The sequence below is a fragment of the Hymenobacter sp. CRA2 genome, assembly GCF_002007105.1.
In the GTDB taxonomy this organism is placed as follows: Bacteria; Bacteroidota; Bacteroidia; order Cytophagales; family Hymenobacteraceae; genus Solirubrum.
The window spans coordinates 711,412-735,503 of the sequence record NZ_MVBC01000001.1 but is presented as its reverse complement, the minus strand read 5'-3'; the positions used below and the strand labels follow the sequence as shown (position 1 = coordinate 735,503).

Below are 24,092 nucleotides of genomic sequence, written 5' to 3'. Positions count from 1 at the left end.
CGGCGCCGCTTCGGCACTTATTGCGGGGCGGTTGAGGTTAGGAGCACAGCGGCCTTGCGGCGCGCAGCCGCGGCTGCGGGTTTCGCCGTATCTTTCTCCGTTTCGTCTGTGTGAGGTCCGATATGCCGGTTACCCAATCTGTACCCTCCGCTTCCGCGGCTACTACGACCTCCTGGCAGGCCGTGCGGCAGCACCTGGAAGCTTTTAAGCGTAAGTTTTACCTCAGCCTGCTGGTGCGCGGTGGGCTGGTGGCGGGCGGTTTGCTGCTGACGCTGTTTGTCGTCTTCAACCTGCTCGAATACTTCCTGTACCTGCCCACCTGGGTGCGGGGCGGGCTGCTGTTCGGCTTCCTGGGGCTGACGGTCTGGGCCTTCGTGCGCTGGATCTGGCAGCCGCTGGCCGCCCTCACCAACCTGCGCCGCCTGCTCTCCGACGAGCAAGCCGCCCAGCACGTGGGGCAGCTGTACCCCGAGGTGCAGGACAAGCTGCTGAACGCGCTGCAGCTACAGGGCCAGGCCCGCGACAACGCCTTGATTGCGGCCAGCCTGGAGCAGCGCGCCGGGCAGCTCTCGGGCCTGGAGTTTGCCGACCGCATCCGCATCAAGGACGAAACCCGGCCGCTGTGGAAGTACGCCGCCATTCCGGCCGTGGTAGCGGCGGGCCTGCTGCTGGTGTGGCCCAGCCTGTTCGTGCAGGGCACGGAGCGCATTTTCCACTACAGCCGCGCCTACGCCCGGCCGATGCCTTTCCGCTTCGTGCTGACCAACAAAGCGCTGCAGACCTTCAAGAACGAAGATTTCAAGCTGGAAGTCGAGGTGGAAGGCAATGCGCTGCCCAATGAAGTGTCGGTGCTCTACGACGGCCGGGAGCGGCGCCTGACCAAGGTGGCCCCGGGCCGCTTTGCCTTCACGTTCCGGCAGCCCCAGCGCAGCACCGAGTTTCAGCTGGCCGCCGCCGGCTTCACCTCCGACGACTACCAGCTGCGCGTGCTGGAGCGCCCCAACCTGCGCAACTTCACCGTGCGCGCCGAGTACCCCGCCTACCTGCGCCGCGCCGCCGAAAACCTCAGCAACGACGGCAACCTCACCGTGCCCGAAGGCACCCGCCTGACCTGGCAGTTCAATACCGCCGCCACCGAAACGGTGAAGCTGCTGTTTCGCGACCCCAGCGAAACCGTAGCGGCCCAGGCTGCCGATGACGACCAGTTCACCGTCACGCGCCAGGTGCTGCGCAGCCAGCCCTACCGCGTGGATCTGCGCAATAGCATCAGCCCCAACCGGGACCCCATCGAGTACCAGCTTACCGTGGTACCCGACCAGGCACCCAGCATCACCCTCGAAGCCTTTGCCGACACGGCCACCCGCCGCTACCTGGCGCTGGCCGGCACCCTGCGCGACGACTACGGCCTGACGCGCCTGGCCCTGCACTACCGCGTGGGCACCGCCCGCCAGCCCGGCAGCTGGCGTACGGCCCCCATTGCCCTGGCCAGCACCGGCCCGGCCCAGACTTACACGCACCAGTGGGATTTGGCCCCGCTGCGCCTCAAAGCCGGCGACCAGCTGGAATACGCCGTGGAAGTGTGGGACAACGACGGTCTGCACGGTCCGAAATCGGCCCGCACGCGGCCCGTTACCTACCGACTGCCCAACCGCGCCGAAATGCGCGAGCAGCTGAATGCCGATTCGCAGTCGATGCAGAACAAAATGACCAGCGCCCAGGAGCAGAACAAGAAGCTGCAGCGGGAGCTGGCCAAGGCCGAAGCCAAGCTCAAAACCAAGCGGGAGCTGAGCTACTCCGACCGCAAGGAAATGCAGCAGATGCTGGAGCAAAAGCAGCAAATGGACCAGCAGCTCACGCAGATGAAGCAGATGTTTGAGCAGCTGCAGCAGAAGCAGGAACAGATGGACCCACGCAGCCAGCAGCTGGCCGAAAAGGCCCAGGAGCTGCAGAAGCTCATGGACTCCATGATGGACCCCGAGACCAAGAAGCTCTACGAGGAGCTGCAGAAGCTGCTGCAACAGCAGAAAGCCCCCGACTCGGAAATCCAGAAGCTGCTCGACAAGCTCGAGAACAAGGAGGAAACCATGGAGAAGGAGCTCGAGCGCGCCATGGACCTGTTTAAGCAGCTGCAGTTGGAACAGAAGATGGAAAGCACCACCGAGCAGCTGGAAAAGCTGGCCGAGGAGCAACAGAAGCTGGCCGAGCAAACCGAAAAGGCCGCCGACAAGCCCAACGACCAGCGCAAGCAGGAAAACGAGCAGCTCAAGCAGCAGCAGCAGGACGCCCAGAAGGAGTTTCAGGACGTGAAAAAGGAGCTGCAGGAGCTGCAGAAGATGGATCAGCAGCTGGACAACCAGAATAACCTGGACCCCATGCAGCAGGAGCAGCAGGAAACCGAGCAGCAAATGCAGGACAGCCAGGAGCAGCTCTCGAAAAATCAGAACCAGAAAGCCAGCCAGAACCAGAAGCAGGCCGCCCAGAACATGAAGGAAATGGCGCAGAAGATGCGCCAGCAGATGGAAGAGGAGGAGTCCGATCAGCAGCAGGAAAACATCGACCACCTGCGCGACATCCTCGAAAACCTGCTCAAGCTCTCCTTCGACCAGGAAAATCTGATGAAGCAGTTCCGGCAGGTAGACCAGTCGGACCCGCGCTACCAGCAGCTAAGCCAGAACCAGCGCAAGCTCCGCGACGACGCCGTGGTCATTCAGGACTCGCTCTACGCCCTGGCCAAGCGCGTCTTCCAGCTGCAGTCGTTCGTGACGCGCGAAGTAGGGGAGATGAACGGGCAGATGGACCAGGCTATGCAGCAACTCCTGCAGCGCAACGTACCCCGCGCCACCGGCTCGCAGCAGCTGGCCATGACGAGCATGAACAACCTGGCCCTGATGCTCAACGACGCCCTGCAGCAGATGCAGGAGCAGCAGCGCCAAGCCCAGCAACAGAAGTCGGGCGGCGGCAAACCGGGCAGCAAGAAGAAAAAGGGCCAGCAGCAGAGCCCAGGCATGGGCCAGATGGGCAAATTGCAGCAGCAGCTCAACCAGCAGATTCAGCAGCTGCAGCAAAGCGGCAAGCAAGGCCGGCAGCTCTCCGAAGACCTGGCCAAGATGGCCGCCCAACAGCAAGCCCTGCGCGAAGCCCTGCAGCAGCTGGAGAAAATGCAGCAGCAGGCGGCCAAGCAAGGCAAGGACGGCAAGGAGAAAGGAGACCAGGGCATGGGCGGCCTCGGAGACCTGAAAAAGATGATGGAACAAACCGAACAGGACCTCGTAAATAAGCGCTTGACGGAGCAAACCGTTATGCGCCAGCGTCAGATCCTGAGCCGCCTGCTGGAAGCCGAGAAATCGGCCCGGGAGCGGGACCTCGACAACAAGCGCGAAGCCGAGACGGCCAAGACGGTGCCGCCCGGTTTTCCGCCTGCGTTTGAGAAATATCGGGAGCAACGTAACCGCCAAACGGAGTTGCTACGTACGGTACCGCCGGCCCTCACTCCGTATTATCAGCGGGAGGTGAGCGAGTATTTTCAGAAAATGAAATAGCGCTGCCTATTTTTACCGCCCGTTGCCCCCTTCCCCCACTCCATGAAGCAGGTTAAAATCCAGATTCCTTCCCTCGTTGAGAACATCCGCGTGGTCGAAAGCTTTATCGACAACTCCAAGGATACCTTCCACATCGAGGACGACATCTACGGCAACATCATGGTAGCCGTCACGGAGGCGGTCAACAACGCCATCCGCCACGGCAACAAGTTCGACAAGGACAAGAATGTGCTCTTGTGCCTCTCCGTCGACCAGGACCGCGTGAAGTTTGAAATCGAGGACCAGGGTCCCGGCTTCGACTTCAACAACCTGCTCGACCCGACGGCACCCGAAAACCTGGAAAACCCCGGTGGCCGCGGCATCTTCCTGATCCGCCACCTGGCCGACGAGGTGGAATTCACCAAAGACGGCCGCAAGGTGGAGCTGACGTTCTTCCTGCCGCCTTCTAACGGGGAGTCGCAGGGCCACGCTGTGGCCTAACACGCTGCCCGTTTCCGTTCTTACCCCACGCTTACCTAGTTCCATGTCCGAACACGACCAGCTGCCGCCCGTCCACGACGACGGGTCTGACTACGACCCCATGCACGACGCGCCGGGCATCGAGTTCGTCGTGGAAGACGTGGATTTTGAGCTGAGCGACGCGGCCGACCTAACGGAATGGATTGAGCGCGTGGCGGCCGTGCACGAACACAAAATCGTGCAGCTGACCTACATCTTCTGCTCCGACGAGTACCTGCACAAGGTAAACGTGGAGTACCTCGACCACGACACGTACACCGACGTCATCACCTTCGACAACGCCGACGACGCGGACATCATCGAGGGCGACGTGTTCATCTCCGTGGACCGCATCCGCGAAAACGCCGAGACGCACCACGTCAGCTTCCGCGACGAGCTGCACCGCGTGATGATCCACGGCGTGCTGCACCTGCTGGGCTACAAAGACAAAGACCTGCTGAGCCAAACGGCCATGCGCAAGAAGGAAGACGACTGCCTGTCGCTGCGCACGTTTTAGCCGCTTTTTATCGATATTGGATTAGCAAACGCCCGCCTACCCGCGGGCGTTTGCTTTATCCACGCCGTTGCCATTCGTATGTCTGCTACGCCCGCTTCGCCGCTGCTCATTCCCGGCGACATGCTGGACTTTTACCTGGGGCAGGGCTATTACCGCATGCACCAGGACCTGTTTACCTGCCGGTTTCTGCCCATAGCCGGCGAGCTGTACACGGTGCACTGGCTGCGTTACGTACTGGCCGATGTCACCTTCGACAGCAAGCAGCGCCGCCTGCTGCGCCTCGGAGAGCAGTTCACGACCACGCTGCATCCCTTCCAGCTCACCGAGGAGTATGAGGCGCTGTACGCCCGCTACCGGCAGTCCATCGACTTTGACGCGCCCGACACGGTGGAAGCCTTCACCCTGGCCGGCGCCCGGCACAACGTATTTCCCTCCGAGGTCCTGGAGGTGCGCGACGGGCAACGGTTGATTGCCGTGGGCATCTTTGACCCGGGCGTGCGCAGCCTGGCCGGCATCATGAACTTCTACGACCCGGACTACCGCAAATACAGCCTGGGCAAGTACCTGATGCTACTGAAGCTGCAGCACGCCCGGCAGCTGGGCATGACGTACTACTACCCCGGCTACGTGGTGCACCGCTACCCCAAGTTCGACTACAAGCTGTTCGTGTGCCCCGCCGCCACCGAAGTATTCGACTGCGTAGCCGGCCGCTGGCTACCCTTTTCCTGGGACGCGGTAGCGGCTCAATCGACTGATCTACTGAAGGATTGGCTGCTGAAGGAGTACGACGAAGACGAGGACGAATAACCCTACCTACAGCGCAAAAAGCCGCGGAGTGCGTATCTTTGCGCACGTTCTGAGCGGGTTAGCCTCGCATTTCACCTTGAAATTCGACCAACCGTTTCCGCCGAGCGTGGAAACGGTTTTTGCTTTTCAGCCGACGTCCAGAACGTCATGCAGAGGCGCAGCCGAAGCATCTCGCTAGATGGGCATGTACTATCTGCCATCAGCACGCGAGATTCCTCGACTTCGCTCGACATGATGTTCTGAGACAACTCACGGCACAAAACGCGGGCTAACGCTGTTCATACCCTCCGAAACAACCCTCCAGCTATGCTGACCCAGGAATACGATGTAATTGTGGTAGGCGCCGGCCACGCCGGTTGCGAAGCGGCCGCCGCGGCAGCCAACCTTGGCTCCAAGGTGCTGCTCATCACCATGAACATGAACACCATCGCGCAGATGTCGTGCAACCCGGCCATGGGCGGGGTGGCCAAGGGGCAGATTGTGCGCGAGGTGGACGCGCTGGGCGGGCAGTCGGGCATCATCACCGACAAAACCATGATTCAGTTCCGGATGCTCAACCGCTCGAAGGGCCCCGCCATGTGGAGCCCCCGCGCCCAGAGCGACCGGATGCGCTTCGCCGAGGAGTGGCGCCTGACGCTGGAAGGCATCAGCAACGTGGATTTCTGGCAGGAGGCCGTAACTGGCCTGCTGGTGGAAGGCGACGTGTGCGTAGGCGTGCGCACCCAGCTGGGCATCGAGTTCCGGAGCAAAACGGTGGTGCTCACCAACGGCACCTTCCTGAACGGGCTCATTCACATCGGCGAGAAAAACTTCGGCGGCGGCCGCGCGGCCGAGAGCAAGAGCACCGGCATCACCGAGCAACTGCGCGAACTGGGCTTCGAGACGGGCCGCATGAAGACGGGCACCCCGCCCCGCGTGGACGGCCGTACCCTCGACTACTCGAAAATGGAGGAGCAGCCCGGCGACGAAAACCCGAGCAAGTTCTCCTACCTCGATACGCCCACGCTGGCCAAGCAGCGCCCCTGCTACATCACGTACACCAACGACAAGGTGCACGAGATTCTGCGCACCGGCTTTGAGAAGTCGCCCATGTTCCAGGGCCGCATCAAGGGCCTGGGGCCGCGCTACTGCCCCTCGGTGGAAGACAAAATCAACCGCTTCGCCGACAAGGACCGCCACCAGATTTTTGTGGAGCCGGAAGGCTGGAGCACGGTGGAAGTGTACGTGAACGGCTTTAGCTCCTCGCTGCCCGAGGACGTGCAGTACAACGCCCTACGCCAGATAGCCGGCTTCGAAAACGCGAAGATGTTCCGCCCCGGCTACGCCATTGAGTACGACTTCTTCCCGCCCACTCAGCTGCACCTGACGCTGGAGACCAAGCCCGTGCGCAACCTCTACTTTGCGGGCCAGATCAACGGCACCACGGGCTACGAGGAAGCCGCCTGCCAGGGCCTGATGGCCGGCATCAACGCCCACCAGCGGGTGCGCGACCTGGAGCCGTTCATCCTGCGCCGCTCGGAGGCCTACATCGGCGTGCTCATCGATGACCTGGTGAACAAAGGCACCGACGAGCCTTACCGCATGTTCACCTCGCGCGCCGAGCACCGCATTCTGCTGCGCCAAGACAACGCCGACCTGCGCCTCACTCCGCTGGCCCACAAGCTGGGCTTGGCCTCGGATGAGCGCATGGCTCGCGTGGAACAAAAGCGCCAGCAAACGGCCGATGTGCTGGAATACCTGACTAAGAAGCCCGTGGAGCCGGGCGAAATCAACGGTATGCTCGAAGAGCTGGGTTCGGCCCCGATCAGCGAGAAAACCCGCGCCGTGAACCTGCTGCGCCGCCCCCAGATCGACCTGCCCGACCTGCAGCGCGCCCTGCCCGAGCTGAACCAGTACCTGCAGACCTACGGGGCGGAGGCGCTGGAGCAGGCTAGCATCCACGTCAAGTACGAAACCTACATCGAGAAGGAAAACCAGCAGGCCCAGCGCATGGGCGAGATGGAAGATCTGCGCATCGTGGGCAAGCTCGATTACAAAGCCATGCCCGCCCTCTCGCACGAAGCCCGCGAAAAGCTGCTGCGTATTCAGCCCGAAACCATCGGGCAGGCCTCACGCATCAGCGGCATCTCGCCGGCCGATATTTCGGTGCTGATGGTGTACTTAGGTAAGTAATAAATAGGGCAGGGGCTATCATGGAAGTATCCGCCGCCCCGTTACAACCAGCCCGACGAACCAACTATTTAGGTTGGTTTGTCGGGCTGGTTGTTTGTTTAAGCCTCGTCTTCGTGCTGGCGCTGGCCTACATCGTAGCGTTTCAGTGGGGGCATCCCCACCTCGATATTACGTGGGCTGATAACATCATCATGGCCGCCTGCGCCTTGCAAGCGCCACTGGCCTTTTGGGGGCTAGTTGGTACCATTCGCGCCGTCTGGCACCGGCGCTTCAGCCGGGCAGTGCTGTGGCTGCTGTTCACCGCCTGGGCGCTGCTGCTGCTTGGGGGCAGCGTTTTGATAGGCGTGGCGGTCATTGGAGTACCCTACATTGACGAGCGGCCGGGCATGTGAATCAGCAAAGTAATCGGTGGCTTCGCCGTAGTCAATTTGGAACTTGCCGATGCTGCGGCAACTGCGAGTCGGCCGCAGCCGCGCAGCGGCGCCATATTGATGGAATACGAGCTACCAGCTCGATTGGAAGCTGCAGCGTAGCGGCATCTGTTAGCCCCGCTGACCTTCGGTTGTTGACGTCCACGCTGCGCCGCGTGGCTTTTTCTGTTTCGGTACTTTAAGGCATGCAAGTCGCGGAATCGTCGGCAGCAGAGCGGTTCGGATGAATACGCCGAAACGGTAGCCCTTCGAGAATGGCGGGACCAGTGGCTAGCCTAGCGGCTGATGGATCAAGCGCGTTTACTCACGAAGTCGTTTAGAAAGTCTTTCGCTCATCGTACGGAACTTGATGGAGCATCTGTTCCCGCTTTGCTGACTCGTCCAGTGACGATGCATCGATACGCCTTGCATGACAACCTGACACCTGCCGAAAATTTTCTAAACAGCTTCTGCGCAAAACAACGCGTTAAATTTGCGCAAACGTTTGCGCAAAATAATGGGGCGTGGAAAGCCATTGCATTCGTTTTATACCTTTCAGTTACACTTTCCAGGATTCTGCGCGAGCATAAAATCCGCGCCCGTTTTATACCAAGCGAGTAGTTATCCACATTCTTTCTCACTAATAGTCGTTCGCTACTTGTCGGCTGTTAGCCATATTTTTGTAGAAGTAGTTGCAGCTTGCCCGCCGCTAGCTGTTTTGTTTGCCGTCTGAATTGCTTTTTGGTGTCGTACGAACGCGTTGAACAGTGCCCGGTCTGCGGGAAAAGTGACTTCCGTCCGAAAATGGTGGTCGAGGATCATTCCGTCAGCCACGAAAGCTTTGCCATCGTGCAGTGCACCAATTGCAGCTTTCTGCTAACCAACCCGCGCCCCGATGCCGCCAGCATCGGCCGCTACTACGAGAGCGAGGACTACGTGTCGCACTCCGACTCGAACCAGGGCCTGATCAACCAGGTGTACCAAGTGGCGCGCACTTTCACCGTGCGCCAGAAAGTGTCGTTGGTCAATAAGCAGGCCCCGCGCCGCGGCCGCCTGCTCGACTACGGCTGCGGCACCGGCTATTTCTTGGCGGCTTGCCAGAAATCCGGCTGGCAGGTATCGGGCCTGGAGCCCAACGAAACCGCCCGCAAGCTGGCCGAGCACAACACCGGACAGCCCATCAACGCCGGCGACCTGAGCCTGTTCGAAACGGCCTCTTTCGACGCTATTACACTCTGGCACGTGCTCGAACACGTGCACGACCTCAACGGCACCCTCAAGCAGCTGACCCGCATTCTGAAGCCCGACGGCGTGCTGGTGGTGGCCGTGCCCAACGCCGAAAGCCCCGACGCGCAGTACTACCGCGAGCAGTGGGCCGCCTTCGACGTGCCGCGGCATCTGTATCACTTTACGGCCAAGACGATTACCAAGCTCTTCCGCAAGCATCACTTGCAGCTGCGCCAGACCTTGCCCATGAAGCTGGACGCGTTTTACGTGAGCATGCTCAGCGAAAAGTACCGCGCCGAGCGCAACGGCGGCCTGTTGGCAGCTTTGCGGGCCGGTTATAAGTCGAATCGGCAGGCGGCACAGAATGGCGGGCAGTACTCCAGCCTGATCTACGTAGCCAGCAAGGACAAACCCGCGCCGGCTGCTTCCTAAAAGCGCCCGGTGGGGTAGGGGAGGGGCCAACCCGCTTTCAATCACGCGCGTACCGATGCCAGCCTTGCCGCCCACCTTGCGCCTTTGCTGCCGCCGCTGGCTGGTACTAACCGCCTTGGGTGCGGCGTTAATGGCCGAGCTGCCCAGCCCTGCAGCTGCCCAAACGCCGGTACTGCGGCCCGATTCGGCCGTTGTACCTTCGCCCGCCGCGCCGCCCGATACCGTGCGGGCGGCCGCGGTGCCGGCCGAACCGGTACCCGATGCCGACCCCGCGCCGGCGCCGGTGTCGCCACGGGCCCGCTGGACCATTCTGGGCGCCTGCGCCCTGCTTACGCTTTCCACGTTGCTGCTCTACAATGTCCGTTCGCGCTAATTTCCTGCTTCTGCTTCCCGTTGGCTTGGTGCTGGTCGGCTGCGCGGCCATCAGCCAGCCCGAAGGCGGTGCGCGCGACACCGAAGCGCCCAAGCTCGTCGGGACCAACCCCAAAAACGGCGCCACCAACGTCGCGGAGCAGAACATCCGCTTCGAGTTTTCCGAGTCGGTGCAGCTGAAGGACCTGAGCAAAAACCTGCTCATCACGCCCAGCATCCCCGACGAAAACAAGTACAAAATCCGGGAGGAGCGCAACGCCTTCGAACTGCGCTTCGACAAGCCGCTGGCCGCGAATACGACCTATGTGTTCAACTTTCGCGACGCGGTAACGGACATCACCGAAAACAACCCGGCCCGCAACGTCATCCTGGCCTTCAGCACCGGCGCGGCGCTGGACTCGGGCCGCGTCAGCGGCTCGGTGACGCAGCTGCTCACCGGCACGCCCGAGGCCGACGCCACCATTGCCCTGTACCCGGCCGGCGATACGGCCGACATCCGCCGCAGCCGGCCGTATTACCAGACGCGCACGGAAAAGAGCGGCAGTTTCGAGTTGCGCAACATCCGCGAGGGCAGCTACCGCATCTACGCGCTCATCGACAAAAACCAGAACAGCCGCTACGACGAGCCGGAGCGCATAGCCTACCTGCCGGCGCCCGTGCTGGTGCAGCCGCGGCGCGACTCGTTGCGCCTGCTCACCGTGCGCCCCGATACCAGACGGCCGCTTATCCGCTCGCAGCAGGGCACCACCACGCAGTTCAAGGTCGAGTACAGCGAAGGGCTGCGGCAGTTCACCCTGGCCGCTCTCGGCCAGGCGCCCACACCGGCGCTGAGCGAAACGACCATCCTGCAGGACCGGGGCCGCTCCGTCACCATTTTTCGGGCGCCAGTAGTGGCGCCGGGCCGCTACTTGCTGTCGGTGGCCGATAGCGCCGGCAATGCGGGCGTGGATACCATCAATGTGCGCTTCGACGGGCCCAACGCCCCGGCGCGGCGCGGTCCGGCCTACCAGGTGGCGGGCAGTCCGCGCGAGGTATACCGGCAGGGCCAGCTCAAGTTCCAGTTTACCGAGCCTGTGCGCTTGGCTCCGGGCAAGCCCTTCGGCACCTTGCAGGAAGATTCCACGGCCCGTCGGCCATTGCGCGCCCCCGCCGATGGCGCCCTCAGCCCGGACCGCCTGACGCTTACCGTCAACGTGAACACCAAGGCCAAGAAGACTGTCACCTTCTTGCCTGATTCCACGGCGCTGGTGGCCATCAGCGGGCAGTCGTTGCGCTTACGGCCGCTGCGCCTGCGCGTGTCGGACACCGACGCGGCTGGCACGGGCAGCCTCGCCGGCCGGGTGCAGACCACAGCCAAAGCCTACGAGCTGCAGCTGCTGGATCAGAGCGGCCAGATCGTGACGACGCTGCCCAGTCCGCGCACCTTCCGCTTCGACAACCTGCCGCCCGGCACCTACCGCTTCCGCGTGCTCATCGACGCCGACAACGACGGGCGGTGGCGCGGCGGCGACCCGCAGCTGCGCGTGCCGGCCGAGCCCGTGTGGCTTTCGCCGCAGCCGCAGCCGGTACGCGCCAACTTCGAAATCGAAGACCTCGTCCTGAGCTTCTGATAGGCCGTTCAACGCCCTCACCTGTTCAGCCCCGTCGCATTGCGGCGGGGCTTTTTCGTGCTCCTGCTACTTCGGTTTTGGCCACTTTGGTGGTAGCTGCCTTAGGCCCCCGGGCAGCGGGCAGGTATACAAAAGGCGCACGGCACTCTGGTTACTGATTTGGGGCTGATTTTTCGGCTGTAAGTAACTTCCACCTGATTATCAGGGGGGTTGTTTGGGCTTGATTATCAGTTATCCACGTATCCACAGGCCAATGTGGAATACTTTGGCGCTCAGACGGGGGTGCCGGGCTAACCTGGGGATAATGCGTGGATAACGCCCGGATAACCGTGGACAGCCGTGGAGAAATAGCGGATAAGTTTTTTTGGCCCTTTACCGCGCTTACCAGTGCCGAAGCGGTGTGGACAGCCGTGGACAACTTCCCCACGGAATCGACGCTATCCACGACGCCGAGGAATGTGAATTCACACCCTTGTGCACAAGTATGTGGATTGTCTAAAAAGCTGTTAATTGCTTGTTTATCAGCGTAATGATTTGCACACCCTATGTGGATAGCCGGTGTATAAATCCGTTCTTGTACACATGTTATCAAGCCCTGTGCATAAGCCGTTTTTTTATCCACTTATGAACAGCCCTAACAACTGAAGACAAAAAAGATTCTTAAAATTTTATTTAGTGAAAAGTTATTAGGCACGTGGATAAGTCGGGCTGACGGAAAAGCGGGCTTTCAGAATGAAGCGAGCCGAACCTTGGCTTGGACGGGAAAGCAGGCTCCGGAAAAAGGCGGGGGCCGCGCTTAGGCAGAACACCCACCGTTCGTATGCGTCCGGCTAAGGCAAGCTGGCCTGAGCGAAGCAGTGCGGCTGCACCGGCTAGGACACCTTCCGGGGCGGCTTGCGTATACAGCCCTTCGTAGCTGCCGCGCCCGTATGCCCTTTGATTACAACCAGGATTTCCGCCAAGTCGACTTCCGCCAGCACCCCGAATGCTACCGGGTGGGCAAGGGTGAGCAGGGCGTTTTGCTCGTGCAGCCCTATAAGAGCGAAATCCTGCCCTTCTGGCGCTTTAAGACGCCCGCCATAGCCCGCGAGTCCTCCGAGACGATTTACGGGCTGTTTCTGGCCTATTTGGCCGCCAAGGATTTTGTGGGAGCCGACATGGCCCGCAAGTTTCTGCAGATGGGCTTCACCCGGGCCCGGCGCTACGCCAATCACCGCGGCGGCAAAAAGTACGCGGGCCCGGTGCCCGACGATAAAAAAGGCCAGAGCGGCGCCCACGGCCGGGCCGAGCTGCCACGCGACCCCGAAGACCCGGAAAAGGCCGAAGCTGCGGCCATCTTCAAAGCCAAATGGGACGAGGCCAAACAGCACCCCGATTACCTGCAGCAGAAAGCCGACTTCGAGCAGCGCTATGGAAAATGAACGGATGAAAGGTTGATTGTTCTCGTGACACCGACACGACCAGCCATTTAATCATCCAACCATTTAGCCATTCCTCTCACCTACCTTTACCCCGCTACCAACCTCCCAAACCCTACTGATATGAACACGCCCCAACCCCGCAGCACCGAGGAAAACGAAATCGTGTTGGGCCAAGGCATGGGCCCGCTGAAGTTCGGTGCCAGCATGGACGAAGTACGCGCCCTGATGGGCGAACCAGAAGAAATTGAAGAGTCGGAGGACGACGACGAGTTCGAGCACCAGGCCTGGAACTACCTGGAAGAAGGCTACTCGCTGTATTTCGACCGCGAAGACGATTACCGCCTCTCCTGCATCGAAACCGACCATCCCGGCATGCGCCTCTACGGCGAGCCGATTCACGGCAAGTCGCCGGAAGAAATCCAGGCCCTGATGCGCCGCCACGGGCACGAGCAGGGCGAGGTGGAAAAGGTGGATACCGGCGAAGTGCGCCTCTCCTACGAGAAGGAGATGATTGACTTATACTTCGATGAAGGCGAGCTGCAGTTCGTCAATTTCGGGGTGTACATCAACGATGATCTGGAGGTGCAGTGGCCTGCTTAAGGCTTAGGTTATCCACAAATCAGCCGTATTTTGTTGTTGATAAGTGGATAAGTAGCTGAATGTAAAGATTCAGCGGTGCAAAGGCAACCGAATAAGTCAATTTACCGTACAACCCTGCTTCGGTACGCATAAACTGCCAAACAAAAAAGCCGCCCCGGTCAGGAGCGGCTTTTTTGTGTTTAAGCGGGTCGGCGGCCGAGCTTACAGCAGGGCGCGGAACAACAGAAATATCACGCCCGACAGCACCATGGTCACCGGCAGCGTAAGCACCCAGGCCAGGGCGATGTTGCGCACCATCTGCGGGTTCAGGTTTTTAATGCCGCGGTTGGCCACCATGGAGCCGGCAATGGCCGACGACAGCACGTGCGTGGTGGAAGAGGGCAGGTGGAGCTGCGTGCTGGCCCCGATCATGGCAGCCGCAATCAGCTCCGACGAAGCGCCCTGCGCGTAAGTCAGGTGTTCCTTGCCGATCCGCTCACCGATAGTTACCACGATGCGCTTCCAGCCGATCATGGTGCCCAGGCCCAGCGAGAGCGACACAATCAGGATAACCCACTTGGGGGCGTAGTCGGTGAAGCCGCGCATGTTCTCGATGGCGCCTTCGTAGACTTTGCGGTCCTGCGGGCTCAGGCTCACCCGCTCGCTGCCCATGAGCTTCTTGGCGCGGGTGTAGGTGAGCAGGATGGCCTTGCGAATCTGGAACCGGTCGGCTTCGGGCAGCTGCTTCACGTCGGTTTTGCCGGCGAAGATGCGGTCCAGCGTGGCCGTTTGCTGGTTGACTTCCTGCAGCGCTTCCTGCTCGTCGGGCGCCAGTTCGGCGGCGTTGACGCGGCTCATCACCTGCTCCACCTGGGCCAGCGAGGCGCGCATGTCCAGCGGGTTCTTCGACGCGTCAAGGGCGAACTTGAAGGGCAGGATGCCAATCAGGATGAGCATGATCAGGCCCACGCCCTTCTGGCCGTCGTTGGAGCCGTGGAAAAAGCTCACCAGCGTGCAGGTGGCAATCAGGATGAGGCGGATCCAGAGGGGTGGCGGCTTGCGCTTGTGCGGCTCCTTAAAAATGGCCTTGGACTTGACGAACCGCTTCAGGATGAACATCAGGATGATGGTCAGGGTGAAGCCGAACAGCGGGCCGACGAGCAGGGCAATGCCGGTTTCGGAGGCCTTGCTCCAGTTGACGGCGGCGCCGTTGGTATCGGGCAGCAGGGAAAAGGCAATGCCCACGCCGAGGATGGAGCCGATGAGCGCGTGCGAGGACGAGGCCGGGATGCCGTAGTACCACGTGCCCACGTTCCAGATGATGGCCGCCAGAATCAGGGCGCCCACCATGGCTATGCCGTGGTAGATGTTCTGATCGACCAGACTCTCGACGGGCAGCAGGTACACAATACCCATGGCCACGCCGATGCCGCCGCCGAACACGCCGATGAAGTTCCAGAACGCCGACCAGATGACGGCCACCCAGGGCCGCAGGGTATTGGTGTAAATGACGGTTGCTACGGCGTTGGCCGTGTCGTGAAAGCCGTTGACGAATTCGAACGCGCAAGCGGCAATCAGGCACACCAGCAGCAGCAGGAGCACTTGAGGCTCTAAGCCAAGCATATGGGAAAGGGTTGGTGAGCGAAGGGAAATGGGCCGCCAAAAGTACGGGCAGCAAAAAGGGGCGCAAGATTATGAAATTGTTACTCAATGCGCTGCCCCGGGCGCCTGCGGGTCAGGCCTTGTACCAAGGCTTCTGCAAAAAGTTTAACAATAGTAGCTTACCAGCCCCGTACTTCGCACGCACGGGCCGGGGCCGCGCCGTGCGGCCCTTCGCATCTTCGCCCTACTTTTGCCCCTGATCCAAGAAGTGAGAAGTCAGTACAGAGAGGTGAGACCCTTGCCAAACCTGGCTGAAGTCCCTTCTCACTTCTTACTTCTCGCTTCTCACTTCTACTCTACCCATGAGCAAGCCCGCGCAGCAAGCCGCCAATACCACCGAAGGCACCCTGGCCGATATCGTGGCCCACGCCAAGGAATACGGCTTTGTATTCCCCTCCTCCGAAATCTACGACGGCCTGGCCGCCGTGTACGACTACGGCCCCAACGGCGTGGAGCTGAAGAATAACCTGAAGCAGCTCTGGTGGAAGGCCATGACCCAGCTCAACCAGAACGTGGTGGGCATCGACGCGGCCATCTTCATGCATCCGACCACCTGGAAAGCCTCCGGCCACGTCGACGGCTTTTCGGACCCGCTCATCGACAACCTCGACAGCAAGAAGCGCTACCGCGCCGACGTGCTGATCGAAGACAAAGCCGCCGAGTACGAGAAGAACGGCGAACTGGCCCGCGCCGAAACCCTGCTGGCCGAGCTGGGCCGCCTACTGACGGTGAACGACCTGCCGGGCGTGAAGCAGCTCATCATCGACGAGCAGATCCTCTGCCCGATCAGCAAAACGGCGAACTGGACCGATGTGCGCCAGTTCAACCTGATGTTCTCCACGCAGATGGGGGCCGTGGCCGAGGGCTCCAGCGAAATCTACCTGCGCCCCGAAACCGCTCAGGGCATTTTCGTGAACTTCCTGAACGTGCAGAAGTCGGCCCGCCAGAAGGTGCCGTTCGGCATTGCCCAGATCGGCAAGGCCTTCCGCAACGAGATTGTGGCCCGGCAGTTCATCTTCCGCATGCGGGAGTTTGAGCAGATGGAAATGCAGTTCTTCGTGCGCCCTGGCACCGAGGGCGAGTGGTATGAGCACTGGAAAGCCGCCCGCCGCCGCTGGCACGAGGTGATGGGCCTGCCCGCCGACAAGCTGCGCTTCCACGACCACGAAAAGCTGGCCCACTACGCCAAGGCTGCCGTCGACATCGAGTACGAATTCCCCTTCGGCTTCAAGGAAATCGAGGGCATCCACTCCCGCTCCGACTTCGACCTGACCCAGCACCAGCAGTACAGCCGCAAAAAGCAGCAGTACTTCGACAACGACGTGAACCCCGAAACCGGCAAGCCCTACGGCAACTACGTGCCCTACGTGGTGGAAACCTCTGTGGGCGCCGACCGCCTGTTCCTGGCCACGCTCTGCCAGGCCTACCAGGAAGAAACCATTACCGAGGGCGAAGGCGAGGAGCAGAAGACCAAAACCCGCAAGCTGCTGCGCCTGCACCCGGCCGTGGCGCCCATCAAGGCGGCCATCTTCCCGCTGGTGAAAAAGGACGGGCTGCCCCAGAAGGCCAACGAAATCTACAACTCGCTGCGCCACGACTTCCGCCTCGTGGTGGAGGAGAAGGACAGCATCGGCACGCGCTACACCCGCCAGGACCTCATCGGTACGCCCTTCTGCATTGCCGTCGACCACCAGACGCTGGAAGACGAGACCGTGACGGTGCGCCACCGCGACTCGCGCGAGCAGACGCGCATGCCCATCAGCGAGCTGCGCGGCTACATCGGTGAGGCCGTGAGCCTTTCGCGCATCTTCGACCAGCTGTAAAAGCAGCGAACTGCTAAACAGCAAAAAGGCCCCGGACCAACGTCCGGGGCCTTTTTGCTGCAATCTATGGTGGGGTTATTGCCCGTTGAGCCAAGCGGCGGCTTCGCGGCGGGAGGTGAAGTAGTTGAACTCCACTTGCTCGGGAATGAAGGTGGTACCGCTGGTGGGGCAGTTGCTGATCTGGTATTGGTATTGGCCTTCGCTGAGCACGGCGGCAATGAACACCGGGCGGCTGATGCGCGTCGGTAGGTGCGCCTGCAACGGCTCTACCAGCCACTGCTCGTGGTCGTCGGCCGGCGGGGCGTTGCGCTTCAGGTCGAGTAGGAGCTTGGCCACGTTTTTGTCCAGCATTTCCTGTAGGGCGCACTGGTAGGCCTGCCCAAAGGACAGATCGAGGTGCGTGGCGTTAAAGCTCAGGTGCAGGGTGTCGTCGGCCGCGTTGTACGTCAGCGAGGCTGCGGGCGAGTGGTAAAGCGTCATTGTGGTCTAGGAGCCGGCGCAGAGGCAAAAGGTTGCACGGGTCCGGCAGGAAAAGTACGGGCTTCTACGCGCTTTTCAACATACTGGTTTTCAGATACTTGTTCAAAGTCTGAATTTTCCTGCCGGGGTGCTATTTGCCCCCGAAAAATACCCCGCTACCCATTGTGTACCTTTGCCCCAATTTTCCTGCTGTAGCCGATGTGGAGTAAGCTTGCCCTGCTGATTATCAAGAACCGCCGCCTGCTCGTCGGGCTGCTGGCCATCATCACCGCGTTTATGGCCTGGAAGGCCAAGGACGTGGAAATGACCTACGACTTTGCCCAGGTCGTATCGCCCGACGACCCGGACATGGTGTACTTCCAGCAGTTCAAAAATACCTTCGGCGAGGACGGCAATGTGCTCGTGCTCGGGCTGCAGGACAGCTCGGTGTACCGGCTCGGCAACTTCAACGAGCTGCGCCTGCTCACCGACACGCTGAGCAAGGTGGAGGGCGTGAGCGGGGTGCTGTCGGTGACCAAGCTCATTCAGCTCACCAAGGACACCACCAACCAGCGCTTCGCCACGGCGCCCATCTTCCGCACCTTCCCGCAAACGCAGCGGGAGCTGGATTCGCTGATGCAAATCGTGAACCGGCAGGAGTTCTACAAGGGCCAGCTCATCAGTCCCACCACCGGGGCCACGCTGCTGGCCCTGACGATGGACCCGAAGTACCTGAACTCCTCGAAGCGGCAGGCGGTGATGAAGAACGTGCTGGGCCACGCCGAGCGCTTCACCAAGAAAACCAACATCCGCCTGCACTACGCCGGCCTGCCTTACGTGCGCTCCACCATGACCACCAAGGTAGCGGGCGAAATGAAGTTCTTCCTGATGCTGGCCGCCCTGGTGACCAGCGCCACGCTGCTGGTGTTCTTCCGCACGTGGTCGGCGGTGGTATTTCCGCTGCTGATTGTGGGTGTAGCCGTTATCTGGTGTGTGGGCACCATCGTGCTGCTGGGCTACAAAATCACCCTGCTCACGGGCCTGATTCCGAGCATTCTCATCGTAATCGGCATCCCGAACTGCACTTACCTGCTCTCCCGCTACCACTACGACTACCGCATTTCGGGCAACCAGGTGCTGGCCATGGTGCGCGTAGTGCGCAAAATCGGGCTGGTGACCCTGATGAACAACACGGCCACGGCCACCGGCTTTTTCGTGTTCTGCTTCACCAACATTGCCATCCTGTACCAGTTCGGCTGGGTGGCCACGCTGAGCATTTTCGCGGCCTTCTTCATCTCGATTATCCTCATCCCGATAGTCTTTACCTACCTGCCGCCGCCCACGCCCAAGCAGCTGGAGCACCTCGATGCCAAGCCGCTGACCAAGCTGCTGGAGTTCTTCGACTACCTCGTTCTGGAGCGCCGCGGCACGGTCTACGGCATTGCTTTCGTGCTCTGCGCGCTGGGTGCGCTGGGCGCTTCGCGCCTGCAGGCCGTGTCGTACATGGTGGATGATTTGCCGAAAAACTCGTCGGTCAACTCCGACTTGAAGTTCTTCGAGGAGCACTTCAACGGGGTGATGCCGCTGGAAATCGTGGTGGACACGGGCAAGAAGCGCGGCATCCTGAAGCTGAGCAATCTGGAGCGCATCGACCGGCTTGAAAACTACCTGCGCACCCAGCCCGAACTGACCTCGCCCATCAGCATCGTGACCTTCCTGAAGGCCGCTACGCAGACCTTCTACAACGGCGACCCGAGCTATTACCGCCTGCCTGACAACTCCGAGCGCAACTTCATCCTGAGCTACCTGGCCCGTTCGCGCGGGGCCATTGCGGCCCCGACCGATAGCGCCGTAGCCAGCACCGCTGGCACCAAAACCGCGGCCGCCAGTCCCAAATTATCCACCGGAATGGACGACAAGCTGCTGCGTTCTTTCACCGATTCGTTGGGTCAGAAAGCCCGTATCAGCCTCAAAATCGCCGATATCGGCTCCCGCAACCTCGATACCCTGCTGCTGACCAAAATCCAGCCGCAGATCAACGAAATCTTCACGGGCACGGGCATGGAGGTGAAGATGACCGGCACCACCATCCTCTTCACCAAGGGCAACGAGTACGTTATCGGCACGCTGCGCAACAGCCTGATTCACGCCTTCGGACTGGTGGGTTTGATTGTGCTCCTGTTGTTCCGCTCCATCCGCTCGGTGTTCTTTACCCTAGTGCCCAACTTCGTGACGCTGCTGCTTACGGCCGGCATCATGGGCTTTTTCGGCATTGCGCTGAAGCCCGCCACGGCCCTGATTTTCTGCATCGCGCTGGGCATCGACGGCGACAACTCCATTCACCTGCTAGCCAAGTTCCGACAGGAAATGGCCGCCAACGGGCGCCGCGTGCGGGCCGCCATCAGCACCACGCTGAGCGAGGCCGGCACCAGCATGATCTACACCAGCATCGTGCTCTTCGTGGGCTTCAGCATCTTCGCCTTCTCCGAATTTGGCGGCACCAAGGCGCTGGGTTTGCTCATGTCGGCTTCGCTGCTGATTACCAACTTCTCCAACCTGATCTTGCTGCCGGCCCTGCTCGTCACCTTCGAGCACGGCAAGGACGAAACCATCGACAGCGCCCTGATTCAGCACTACGACGAGCAGTACCACGAGGAGGACGACGACCTGGAGCTCAACCTGAACCGCATCAAGGTGAAGCCCGGCGCCTCGCTGCCGCCCGCCTCGTTGCCCCAAAGCGGGGAGCTTAGCTAGACGTTAAGGGCTGCTTGTGAGCCTTTTCGCCGCCATCTTTGTTTGCTTTCGATAACCGACTTCCTTAGCCCAAACCAGAGCTGAAAAACCAGCGCCCGGAGCGGCTCCCAAGCGGGGAGCTGGCCCGCCGCTGAGGCCTTCTGACCGATGAAATACCCCGAATACAAACAGCCCTTCGACTACGCCAAAGTCGGCTCCGACATCCTGAGCTGGTGGCAGCAGAACCACATCTTCGAGAAGAGCGTGTCGACCCGCGAGGGCCGCGACACCTTCGTGTTCTACGAAGGCCCGCCCTCGGCCAACGGCGCCCCCGGCATTCACCACGTCATGGCCCGGACGGTAAAGGACATCTTCTGCCGCTACCAGACGCTCAACGGCAAGCAGGTAAACCGCAAAGGCGGCTGGGACACCCACGGCTTGCCCATCGAGCTGCAGGTGGAAAAGGAGCTGGGCATCACCAAGGAGGACATCGGCAAGAAAATCAGCGTCGAGGAGTACAACCAGCGCTGCCGCGAAACGGTGATGCGCTTCAAGCACCAGTGGGACGAGCTGACGGAGAAGATGGGCTACTGGGTCGACCTGAGCGACCCGTACATCACCTTCGAGCCTGAGTACATCGAAAGCTGCTGGGCGCTGCTCAAGAAGCTCTACGACAAGGGCCTGCTCTACAAGGGCTACACCATCCAGCCGTATTCCCCGGCCGCCGGCACCGGCTTGTCCTCGCACGAGCTGAACCAGCCCGGCACCTACAAGGACGTGAAAGACACGACCATCGTGGCCGAGTTCAAGGTGATTTGGGATGAGAAGTCGGAGGCTTTACTCGACGGACCTTACGGTGAGCAGGATGTATTCATCCTTGCCTGGACAACTACGCCCTGGACCTTACCCGCTAACACTGGTTTGGCTGTTGGCAAGAACATCCGCTACCTGCTGGTAAGAACCATCAATCAGTACACCAAGGAGGAGCAGCTTGTAGTGCTTGCGAAGGATTTGTTCGGGAAGTATTTCGCCACCAGCGCGGAAAACAACCTGGACAATTCGACAATGAACTGGAATGCGGATGAGCCGATTGTCAATGGCAAAGGGCTGCTGACGCGTTGGGTTATCAACGAAGAATTTACTGGTGCTGACTTGGCTGGCGTCAAGTACGAGCGTCTGTTCAACCAAGAAGCCGGTTTCCCGGCTTTCGAAGGGGAGGAGCGGGCCTTCCGCGTCATCGTGGGTGACTTCGTGACTACCGAGGACGGCACCGGCATCGTGCACATCTCGCCGACCTTCGGCGCCGACGACTTCCGGGTAGCTCAGCAAAACGACGTGCCCGCCCTGCTGGTCAGCGACGACCAGGGCAAGCTCGGGCCCATCGTAGACCGCACCGGGCGCTACGTAGCGCAGATGGGCGAATTCGGCGGGCGCTGGGTGAAAAACTACGACGGCCACGATGAATCGGCGGCCGACTACCGCACCCTCGACGTGGACATCAGCGTGCGCCTGAAGGAGCGCGGCCGGGCCTTCAAGGTGGAAAAGTACGAGCACACCTACCCGCACTGCTGGCGCACGGATAAGCCCGTGCTCTACTACCCGCTCGACTCGTGGTTTATCAAGACCACGGCCGTGAAGGACCGCCTCATCGAGCTAAACAAAACCATCAACTGGAAGCCCGAAAGCACCGGCACCGGCCGCTTCGGCAACTGGCTGGAAAACCTGGTCGACTGGAACCTGAGCCGCTCGCGCTACTGGGGCACCCCGCTGCCCATCTGGCGCACCCAGGACGGCTCGGAGGAGCTGTGCATCGGCTCCATCGCCGAGCTGAGCGCCGAAATCGACAAGGCCGTGGCCGCCGAGGTGATGACGCATAACCCCATTGCCAGCGGGGAAATGACCGATTTGCACCGGCCCTACGTGGACGATATTTTCCTCGTCTCGCCCTCCGGCCAGCCCATGTACCGCGAAACGGACCTCATCGACGTGTGGTTCGACTCGGGCGCCATGCCCTACGCGCAGTGGCACTACCCCTTCGAAAACCACGAGAAATTCCAGCGCAATTTCCCGGCGGATTTCATCGCCGAGGGCGTCGACCAGACCCGCGGCTGGTTCTTCACCCTGCACGCGCTGGGCGTGATGCTGGAGGACTCGGTGGCGTTCAAGAACGTCATTGCCAACGGCTTGGTGCTCGATAAGAACGGCAACAAGATGTCGAAGCGCCTCGGCAACGCCATCGACCCGTTCAAGACGATTGACCAGTACGGCCCCGATGCCACGCGCTGGTATATGATTGCCAACGCCCAGCCCTGGGACAACCTCAAGTTTGACCTTGCGGGCATCACGGAGGTGCAGCGCCGCTTCTTCGGCACGTTGTTCAATACCTACTCGTTCTACGCCCTTTACGCCAACCTCGACGAGTTCCAGGCCCGCGAATTCGACCGCGTACCCCTGACTGAGCTGACCGAGCTGGACCGGTGGATTCTGTCGAAGCTACAGTCGCTCATCCTCGAAGTGCGTGGCCATTTCGATAACTACGACCCGACGAAAGCCGCCCGCGCCATCCAGGATTTCGTCACCGACCAGCTTTCCAACTGGTACGTGCGCCTCTCGCGCGGCCGCTTCCGCAAGGGCGAGCTGACGGCCGATAAGAAAGCCGCCTTCGAGACCCTACAGCAGTGCTTGGTGGTGGTGGCGCAGCTGATGTCGCCCATCGCGCCCTTCTTCGGCGAGTGGCTGTACAAGAACATGACCGACGGCATGCGCGCCGAGGCCACGGAGAAATCCACGCCCCTGCGCTACGAATCGGTGCACCTGACGGAGCTGGTGCAGGCCGAAGAAAACCTCATTGATAAGGCTCTGGAAGAGCGCATGGAGTTGGCCCAGCGCATTAGCTCTTTGACGCACTCCCTGCGCAAGAAGTCGGTGCTGAAGGTGCGCCAGCCGTTGCAGCGCATCCTCGTGCCGGTGCTGACGGAAACGACCCGCGAGCAGGTCGGCAAGGTCGAAGATTTGATCTGCGCCGAGGTAAACGTGAAGCACGTGGAGTTCCTCGACGATACCTCGGGGGTGCTGGTGAAGTCGGTGAAGCCCAACTTCAAGCGTTTGGGCCAGCAGTTCGGCCCGCGCCTCAAGGCCGTGGCCGCCCGCATCCAGCAGATGACGCCGGAGGAAATCAGCCAGCTCGAAAAGGCTGGTCAGCTCGCGGTAGAGGTTGACGGTCAGCCGGTAACGCTCACGCCCGAGGACGTGGAAATCCGCACCGAGGATTTGCCCGGCTGGCTGGTGGCCACCGACGGGCCGCTGACCGTGGCCCTCGATGTGACCCTGACCGATGAGCTGCGCCACGAAGGCGTGGCCCGCGAATTGGTGAACCGCCTGCAGAACCTGCGCAAGGATTCGGGCTTGGAAGTGCAGGACAAAATCCGCGTCACGCTCGGCGCCGATCAGCCCGAGCTGGTGCAGGCCGTGGAGAATTTCGGCGACTACATCCGCACCGAAGTGCAGGCCGTTTCGCTGGATCTGGTCAGCGGTTTCGCCGACGGTTCGGTGCTTGAATTCGACGAGTACAAGGTGCCCGCGCAGCTGGAAGTTGTCAAGAACTAATAAACGAACCCCTAGAACGTCATTCCGAGCGAAGCAGAGGAATCTCGCGTGCTGACTTCCACTGGTAATTCATTCTTTCACAGGTGAATTACTATCCAGCGAGACGTCTCGACTTCGCTCGACATGACGTTCTGATTTTTGACGGGCAACTCCCGTTAAATTCGTCGCCCGGCACACCGACGCACATAATGCCGGCCGTTTAGTCTGAAACAGTCCAAAGTCCAC

The 24,092-nt window shown here is 60.9% G+C and carries 17 protein-coding genes; 15 read left to right on the top strand and 2 right to left on the bottom strand.

Translation table 11 applies throughout. The features are described 5' to 3' along the window. Positions 1-122: 122 nt before the first annotated feature. The 12 genes from B0919_RS02955 to B0919_RS02910 all read left to right on the top strand — a co-directional run bounded on the left by B0919_RS02955 (position 123) and on the right by B0919_RS02910 (position 13,605). Positions 123-3,539, top strand: a complete 3,417-nt coding sequence (locus B0919_RS02955; RefSeq protein ID WP_078010687.1) for a DUF4175 family protein — start codon at positions 123-125, stop codon at positions 3,537-3,539. 42 nt (positions 3,540-3,581) lie between these two features. Further along, the gene (locus B0919_RS02950; RefSeq protein ID WP_078010686.1) at positions 3,582-4,019 is read left to right on the top strand and encodes an ATP-binding protein; all 438 of its coding nucleotides are present in this window, start codon (positions 3,582-3,584) and stop codon (positions 4,017-4,019) included. 100 nt (positions 4,020-4,119) lie between these two features. After that, the gene (ybeY, locus tag B0919_RS02945; RefSeq protein ID WP_139361893.1) at positions 4,120-4,554 is read left to right on the top strand and encodes an rRNA maturation RNase YbeY; all 435 of its coding nucleotides are present in this window, start codon (positions 4,120-4,122) and stop codon (positions 4,552-4,554) included. A gap of 78 nt (positions 4,555-4,632) precedes the next feature. After that, a complete protein-coding gene (locus B0919_RS02940; RefSeq protein ID WP_254846461.1) occupies positions 4,633-5,361 on the top strand; it encodes a GNAT family N-acetyltransferase in 729 nt (242 codons plus the stop codon). Between the two features lie 309 nt (positions 5,362-5,670). Further along, on the top strand, positions 5,671-7,533 hold the full coding sequence (gene mnmG, locus B0919_RS02935; RefSeq protein WP_078010893.1) for a tRNA uridine-5-carboxymethylaminomethyl(34) synthesis enzyme MnmG: 1,863 nt from the start codon (positions 5,671-5,673) through the stop codon (positions 7,531-7,533). Between the two features lie 20 nt (positions 7,534-7,553). After that, positions 7,554-7,925, top strand: coding sequence for a hypothetical protein (locus B0919_RS02930; RefSeq protein WP_139361864.1), 372 nt, complete (start codon positions 7,554-7,556; stop codon positions 7,923-7,925). Positions 7,926-8,249: 324 nt separating this feature from the next. Continuing rightward, positions 8,250-8,564: a hypothetical protein gene (locus tag B0919_RS25485; RefSeq protein WP_139361863.1), complete on the top strand. Its 315-nt coding sequence runs from the start codon at positions 8,250-8,252 to the stop codon at positions 8,562-8,564. A gap of 183 nt (positions 8,565-8,747) precedes the next feature. Further along, complete coding sequence (locus B0919_RS02925) at positions 8,748-9,602, top strand: class I SAM-dependent methyltransferase (RefSeq protein WP_254846460.1); 855 nt, start codon at positions 8,748-8,750, stop codon at positions 9,600-9,602. A gap of 55 nt (positions 9,603-9,657) precedes the next feature. Then, positions 9,658-9,975: a hypothetical protein gene (locus B0919_RS25115; RefSeq protein ID WP_176132824.1), complete on the top strand. Its 318-nt coding sequence runs from the start codon at positions 9,658-9,660 to the stop codon at positions 9,973-9,975. Then, positions 9,959-11,584, top strand: coding sequence for an Ig-like domain-containing protein (locus B0919_RS02920; protein WP_176132823.1), 1,626 nt, complete (start codon positions 9,959-9,961; stop codon positions 11,582-11,584). The genes B0919_RS25115 and B0919_RS02920 overlap by 17 nt, the downstream gene beginning before the upstream one ends. A gap of 929 nt (positions 11,585-12,513) precedes the next feature. Beyond that, positions 12,514-13,005 (top strand): DUF4385 domain-containing protein, encoded by a 492-nt coding sequence (locus B0919_RS02915; RefSeq protein WP_078010682.1) that lies wholly within the window; start codon positions 12,514-12,516, stop codon positions 13,003-13,005. Between the two features lie 120 nt (positions 13,006-13,125). Then, a complete protein-coding gene (locus tag B0919_RS02910; RefSeq protein ID WP_078010681.1) occupies positions 13,126-13,605 on the top strand; it encodes a hypothetical protein in 480 nt (159 codons plus the stop codon). A gap of 201 nt (positions 13,606-13,806) precedes the next feature. Here the strand turns inward: B0919_RS02910 and B0919_RS02905 are convergent, their stop codons facing one another. Further along, complete coding sequence (locus tag B0919_RS02905) at positions 13,807-15,207, bottom strand: inorganic phosphate transporter (RefSeq protein ID WP_078010680.1); 1,401 nt, start codon at positions 15,205-15,207, stop codon at positions 13,807-13,809. A gap of 341 nt (positions 15,208-15,548) precedes the next feature. On the opposite strand from B0919_RS02905, the gene B0919_RS02900 reads away from it, so the two are divergent. Beyond that, positions 15,549-17,069 carry a glycine--tRNA ligase gene (locus B0919_RS02900; protein ID WP_078010679.1) on the top strand — a complete coding sequence of 507 codons (1,521 nt, stop codon included), beginning with the start codon at positions 15,549-15,551 and terminating at the stop codon, positions 17,067-17,069. A gap of 75 nt (positions 17,070-17,144) precedes the next feature. On the opposite strand, the gene B0919_RS02895 is transcribed toward B0919_RS02900, so the two are convergent. Beyond that, a complete protein-coding gene (locus B0919_RS02895; RefSeq protein WP_078010678.1) occupies positions 17,145-17,549 on the bottom strand; it encodes a hypothetical protein in 405 nt (134 codons plus the stop codon). Between the two features lie 198 nt (positions 17,550-17,747). On the opposite strand from B0919_RS02895, the gene B0919_RS02890 reads away from it, so the two are divergent. Next, positions 17,748-20,282 (top strand): efflux RND transporter permease subunit, encoded by a 2,535-nt coding sequence (locus B0919_RS02890; RefSeq protein WP_078010677.1) that lies wholly within the window; start codon positions 17,748-17,750, stop codon positions 20,280-20,282. A gap of 147 nt (positions 20,283-20,429) precedes the next feature. Beyond that, positions 20,430-23,867 (top strand): isoleucine--tRNA ligase, encoded by a 3,438-nt coding sequence (gene ileS, locus B0919_RS02885; RefSeq protein ID WP_078010676.1) that lies wholly within the window; start codon positions 20,430-20,432, stop codon positions 23,865-23,867. Positions 23,868-24,092 lie beyond the last annotated feature (225 nt).